The organism is Slackia sp., assembly GCF_977041755.1.
This window is the reverse complement of record NZ_CDRRGL010000117.1, coordinates 1-5,584: the sequence shown is the minus strand read 5'-3', so window position 1 is coordinate 5,584 and position 5,584 is coordinate 1. Positions and strand designations below refer to the sequence as shown.

Below are 5,584 nucleotides of genomic sequence, written 5' to 3'. Positions count from 1 at the left end.
TAACGCGCACGCGCGCGTGATTCGTTGTGTCGTCTCGCGCCGATCGGTGCGCGGGATTCGTTGTGTCGTCTCGCGCCGATCGGTGCGCGGGATATGGAATGCGTCGCATGAAAGGGGCCGAGAACCGTTGCTGTCCGATCGTCGACAGAAAGTGCTTCAAGCGCTTATCGAGGAGTACATCGCCAACGCGCAGCCTGTAGGCTCGCGCACCTTGGTCGATCGTTACCGGCTCGGCGTTTCCTCTGCTACGGTTCGCAACGAGCTCTCGGTGCTTGAAGATGAGGGCTATCTCACTTCTCCGCACACTTCCGCCGGCCGCGTTCCGACCGATGCGGGCTATCGTGCATTCGTCGACGATTTGCTTTCGCGCGAATACGGCGAAGATGCCACGGGCGGCATGTTCGACGACGTGCGTGATGCGGCAACGAAGATGGACGACCTCATGGAGCAAACATCGGCCGCCCTGTCTCGCTTGACCGATTGCCTTTCGGTTGTGGTCGCGCCTTCTTTGCTCGCGTCTTCGGTGAAGCAAATTTCGCTCGTGTCCATGTCGTCTCGTCGCATGCTCATGGTCGTCGTTACCGACGACGGCCAAGTATTCAACCGGTCGGTCGAGTTTGCGGAAGACGTTTCCGCCGATGAGCTGGCTGATGTGCAGAATGCATTGAATGCCGCACTTTCGGGCCATTCAATTTCCGAGGTGCGCAAGGCGGAAGGCGTGCGTATCGAGGCGCTTTCCAGCCCGCTCGCGCGCATCGTAATCGATGAGCTCGTTGTTTGCATGGCGAAGGCCGACGAAGGCCGTGCGCATAGTTTGGGTATGTCGGCGTTGCTGAGCAAGCCCGAATTCAGCAACTCATCTGCTGCGTTGCCCGTGCTTCAAGTGCTTGAAGACGACACGGTGCTCATGCACCTTTTCGACGACGTCGGCTCTGCAGACAAAGCCTCCGATTCGCTCGAGGTTCGCATCGGCAAGGAGAATTCCGCGAGCGAGCTATCGGGGGTTTCGGTCGTTGCCGCCCAATACGGTTCGGGCGAGGCTCAGGGCGTGGTTGCTGTCATCGGCCCTACGCGCATGGATTATTCGAAAGTCATCAGCGTGGTGCGCTCCGCGAAAAGCGCGCTGAAAGATTTGTAAATAGGAAGGCTCACACACACTATGGCAAAAGACCTCTACGCCATTTTGGGCGTCAGCAAAGATGCAACCGACGCCGAGATCAAGAAGGCGTTTCGCCGCAAGGCGCGCGAACTTCACCCCGATGTGAACAAAGCGCCCGATGCAGAGGATCGTTTCAAGGAATTGAACGAAGCCTACGACGTGCTTTCTGATGCCAATAAGCGCGCGCAGTACGACCGCTTCGGCACGATTCCTGGAGCGGCGGGCGGCCCCACCGGAGGCTACAACGTCGACTTCGAAGACATCTTCGGCGGCGGTTTCGGCGGCATGGGCGATATTTTCTCGAGCTTCTTCGGCGGCGCTGCGGGCGGTCGCGCCACGGTGCGCAAAGAAGGCCGCGATATGGGCGTTGGCCTGCGTCTGACGCTTGAAGAGGTCGCCGCGGGCGCGAAGAAGGAAATCGTCTACGACCGCCTGGCGCCGTGCGAGGTGTGCAATGGCTCCGGCAAGGCCGAGGGCGGCAAAGAAATCGATTGCCCCGATTGCCACGGTCGTGGTCGCGTGGTCACCGTGCAGCATACGTTTCTGGGCGATATGCAAACCGCCTCTATGTGCTCTACGTGCGGCGGCACGGGCAAGGTCATCGACAAGCCGTGCGAAGAATGCGAGGGCCAGGGACGCATTCCCGATCGCCAGCATGTCACCGTCGAAGTGCCCGCCGGCATTCGCGAGGGCCAGCAGCTGCGCGTGACGGGTTTTGGCGAGGCCGGCATGCACGGCGCTCGTCCGGGCGACCTCATTGTGACGTGCCGCATTCAGCCGCATGAGTTCTTCGAGCGCGAGGGCGATAATCTGCACGCCCGTGCGAATGTGAGCTTTATCCAGGCTACCCTCGGTGCCGAAATCGAGATCGATGGCATCTTCCATGATGAAAAGGTGATGGTTCGCGTTCCCGAGGGCTGCCAAAACGAGCAAGTCATTCGCGTAAAGGGCATGGGCATGCCTCGTTTGAAGTCCACCGAGCGCGGCGATATGTATGTGCACATTACCGTGCTCATACCGAAGAAGGTTACCAAGAAGCAGCGCGAGCTGCTCGAAAAGGTGGCCGAGGAATTTGGTGAAGACGTGGCCGCACCGCGCAGCCCGTTGCAGAAGTTGCGCGACGCGTTCAACTAGCAAGCATGAAGGCATCCGGCATAGAGCTGGGTGCCTTTTTGTTGTTGCGGCTTTTTCGCTTTCGCTTCGGGTACACTGGTTGCCTAAAACGATTGAGTGCCGTCTGATTGCCGTCGATTGCCGAATGCAAGGAATGCCTTTGTTGGAACAGACTAAAAATAATGCAGCCGCTTTCCACGTGGTGAACCTTGGTTGCAAGGTGAACCGTGTCGAAAGTGACGATTTCGCAGCCACCCTTATTGCGGACGGTGGGCGAGAAGTGCCCATTGAAGCAGCCGATTTCATTGTGGTGAACACGTGTACCGTTACGGGCGAGGCTGAAAAGAAAACGCGCAAGGCCGTGCGCCAGGCGCTGCGCGCGAACGATTTTGCTCGCGTCGTTGTGACCGGTTGCGCCGCCGCTATCGACCCCATTACCTATACCGAGATGGATCCTCGCGTCGAAGTGGTGCCGAAAGGCGCTATGGCCGACGTGCTTGGTTCCCAGGCGAGCACGTCGCCCGCCTTGGCCGCCATTCGTGCGGGTGAGGAATTTCCCACGCGCGTTGGCGTGAAGGTGCAAGATGGCTGCAACAATGCGTGCACGTACTGCATCGTGCATGTCGCGCGTGGGCGTGCCACATCGCGACCCTCAGAGGAGATTATTGCGGAAGTGCGTGAGCTCGCGCGCGCGGGCGTGCGTGAAATCGTGCTTACGGGCATTAATTTGGGCTCGTATCGCGAGGGCGACATGCGCCTGGCAGATTTGCTGCGGTGCCTTATGAAGGCGGTCGATGAGGAATTTCCCGCCGATTCGGGCCTAGGGGTGGTGCCGCGCGTTCGTTTCCGTGTGTCGTCGATTGAGCCGCGCGACGTCGACGACGACCTCATTGAGCTTATGGCCGCATCGAATGGCCGCATTTGTCGCCATTTGCATTTGCCGCTGCAATCGGGTTCGAGCAAGGTGCTGCGCGAAATGCGACGCCCCTATAGCGCCGAGCGATTTTTGGGCCTGGTCGAGAAGCTGTATGCGGCCATGCCGCAGCTTTCGCTTTCGACCGACGTCATTGTGGGTTTCCCTGGCGAAACTGAAGAAGACTTCCTTGAGACATGCCGTGTGGCTGAGATATGCCGTTTTTCGAAGATGCACATTTTCCGCTATTCGAAGCGTGCGGGAACGCCTGCGGCCGAGCGTGACGATCAGGTCTCGCCCGAGGTGAAGGCAGAGCGCGCCAAAAGGCTCGAAGCGATTGAGGAACGTCTTCGCGCCGATGATATGCGCCGTCGTTGCGGGTCGAGGGAATTGGCTCTGGTCGAATCGGAGGGCAACGCTACGACCGAGAGCTATCACGGAATCGATGCTCCGGCGGGCAGCATCGTAGGCGATTTGGTGGAGTGCGAACTATGATAGAGGAGCGTTCGAATTCCGGCGCGCCTGGAAACAAGCTCATGGCCGGCGGCGAGACTGCAGGCCAAGGCGTTGATGCGGGTGAGACGGGCGAGACGCTGAAGCGCAAGAACAATCTCGTGAAGTCGTTCGGCTATGCGGCTTCGGGTGTGGTTCAGGCGGGAAGCGAGCGCAACTTCAAGGTCGATGTCGTGGCGGCGGTTGTGGTTTTTGCCGCGTGTGCGCTTTTGCGGGTGCCTGCATGGGGATGGGCTGCGGTCACGGTGTGCGTGGGCGTGCAACTCGCCATGGAAACCGTGAACACGGCGATAGAGGCGATCGTCGATCTGGCCTCGCCTGAAATCCACCCGCTCGCTAAGCGTGCGAAAGATTGCGCGGCGGGCGCCGCCCTTATCACTGCCTGCGCAATTGTCATCGTGGGCCTTATCGTATTCGTTCCAGCGCTTTTTGCGTTGCTTGGAGCATAGGGAGACAAGCGCATGTCATTCCATCATTTCTTTCTCGATGGCCAGATTATCGCCGAAGAGACGGCGCAGGAATTCCCCGTGCGCCTTTCTGCGGAAGACGCCAAGCACGCACGCGTGCTGCGCCTGTCCGAAGGCGAGCACATAAGCGTCGTCGATGCGGCGAGCGATTATTTTGAATTGGAAATCACATCGGCGCATGATGGCCTGGTGGCGCGCATCGCGCAGCATCGCGATGCGCCGCAGGCGCCTGCGAGCATCGCGCTGTTCCAGGGCCTTGCCAAGGGCGACAAGATGGACGACATCATCCGTCATGCGACCGAGGTGGGCATTGATGAGTTCGTGCCGCTTTCGAGCTCTCGCTGCGTCATGAAGCTCGATGCGAAGAAGGCGAAGTCCAAGCTTGCTCGCTGGCAGGCCATCGCGCATTCTGCCGCGATGCAATCGGGACGCATGGTCGAGCCGCGCGTGCATGAGCCGCATACGGTGAAGCAAGCCGTGCAACTGCTGCGCGAATTCGACTGCGTGCTCGTATGCTGGGAAGAGTGCCCCTCGACGAAGACTATTGCTGCCGCGCTTGAACAGGCGTTTGGGAACGCCTCCGTCGACAAACCGCGCATTGCCGTGGTGGTAGGCCCCGAGGGCGGTCTTTCCGCCGATGAAGTCGAAGCGCTCACGGCAAGCGAAAATGCCTGGCCTGTGACGCTCGGCCCGTCAATCCTTCGTACCGAAACCGCCGGAATCGTTGCTCCCGCGCTTGTTTTGTATGCATGCGGAGGCATGGGCGCCGACAAGAAAGGGTTTTAAATGAACATCGAAATCGAAATCGAGCATGGCGCCGACATCGCGAGCGGCGTCGATATCGAAGGTATCACGCAATACGTGCTCGAGCAGGAAGGATGCCCCGCCACAACCGAGGTCTCCATCACGCTCACGACCGACGAGGAAGTTCATCGTTTGAACAAGGAATACCGCGGAATCGACCGCCCGACCGACGTGCTCAGCTTCGAGTGTGACGGCCTTGACGACGATTTCGACGGGGGAGCGGCGTACGACGACGCGGGCGTGCCCGATGACGAACCGTTCATGCTTGGCGACATCATCATCGCGTCCGACTACGCGCGTGCCCAAACGGCCCAGTTCGGCACCACGCCGCAAGAAGAGCTCGCGGTGCTGCTCGTGCATGGCCTCCTGCACTTGTGCGGATGGGATCATGTGCATTCCGACGAAGAGGCCGAGGCCATGGAGGCTCGCGAGCGAGAGATGCTCGCCGGCGTGGGGCTGCCCAACATTCGCTAGAAACTGTCGCGGCATCCCGCGTGCGGATGGTGTGGCGGGCGGTTCTTTTGTGCGCTCCATAACCGCATTTCGCGCGCCAATTTGCACAAGTTGTGTTTGCTTGCCCAAGGAGCAAAAAGCTCTTGGAGAGCAAGTGGGTCT

At 59.8% G+C, this 5,584-nt stretch carries 6 protein-coding genes; all 6 read left to right on the top strand.

Features of this window, described 5'->3' with window-relative positions; all coding sequences use genetic code 11:
* The first annotated feature begins 127 nt into the window (after nucleotides 1-127).
* The 6 genes from hrcA (at nucleotide 128) to ybeY (ending at nucleotide 5,443) form a co-directional block, all read left to right on the top strand.
* The gene (gene hrcA / locus ACWI8T_RS07860) at nucleotides 128-1,138 is read left to right on the top strand and encodes a heat-inducible transcriptional repressor HrcA (RefSeq protein WP_449138538.1); all 1,011 of its coding nucleotides are present in this window, start codon (nucleotides 128-130) and stop codon (nucleotides 1,136-1,138) included.
* A gap of 21 nt (nucleotides 1,139-1,159) precedes the next feature.
* Entirely contained in the window at nucleotides 1,160-2,293 is a 1,134-nt protein-coding gene (gene dnaJ, locus ACWI8T_RS07855; protein ID WP_449138537.1) for a molecular chaperone DnaJ, read from the top strand.
* A 142-nt stretch (nucleotides 2,294-2,435) separates the two neighbouring features.
* Complete coding sequence (mtaB, locus tag ACWI8T_RS07850; RefSeq protein ID WP_449138536.1) at nucleotides 2,436-3,680, top strand: tRNA (N(6)-L-threonylcarbamoyladenosine(37)-C(2))-methylthiotransferase MtaB; 1,245 nt, start codon at nucleotides 2,436-2,438, stop codon at nucleotides 3,678-3,680.
* Nucleotides 3,677-4,147, top strand: coding sequence for a diacylglycerol kinase (locus ACWI8T_RS07845; RefSeq protein WP_449138535.1), 471 nt, complete (start codon nucleotides 3,677-3,679; stop codon nucleotides 4,145-4,147). The genes mtaB and ACWI8T_RS07845 overlap by 4 nt, the downstream gene beginning before the upstream one ends.
* 12 nt (nucleotides 4,148-4,159) lie before the next feature.
* Nucleotides 4,160-4,951: an RsmE family RNA methyltransferase gene (locus ACWI8T_RS07840; protein ID WP_449138534.1), complete on the top strand. Its 792-nt coding sequence runs from the start codon at nucleotides 4,160-4,162 to the stop codon at nucleotides 4,949-4,951.
* Nucleotides 4,952-5,443 carry an rRNA maturation RNase YbeY gene (gene ybeY, locus ACWI8T_RS07835; RefSeq protein ID WP_114614975.1) on the top strand — a complete coding sequence of 164 codons (492 nt, stop codon included), beginning with the start codon at nucleotides 4,952-4,954 and terminating at the stop codon, nucleotides 5,441-5,443. It abuts the gene before it with no gap.
* Nucleotides 5,444-5,584 lie beyond the last annotated feature (141 nt).

Excerpts from the sequence above, each read along its gene's own strand:
- ACWI8T_RS07845 (WP_449138535.1), top strand. The coding sequence starts at position 3,677 with ATGATAGAGGAGCGTTCGAATTCCGGCGCGCCTGGAAACAAGCTCATG.
- dnaJ (WP_449138537.1), top strand. The coding sequence starts at position 1,160 with ATGGCAAAAGACCTCTACGCCATTTTGGGCGTCAGCAAAGATGCAACC.
- ybeY (WP_114614975.1), top strand. The coding sequence starts at position 4,952 with ATGAACATCGAAATCGAAATCGAGCATGGCGCCGACATCGCGAGCGGC.
- ACWI8T_RS07840 (WP_449138534.1), top strand. The coding sequence starts at position 4,160 with ATGTCATTCCATCATTTCTTTCTCGATGGCCAGATTATCGCCGAAGAG.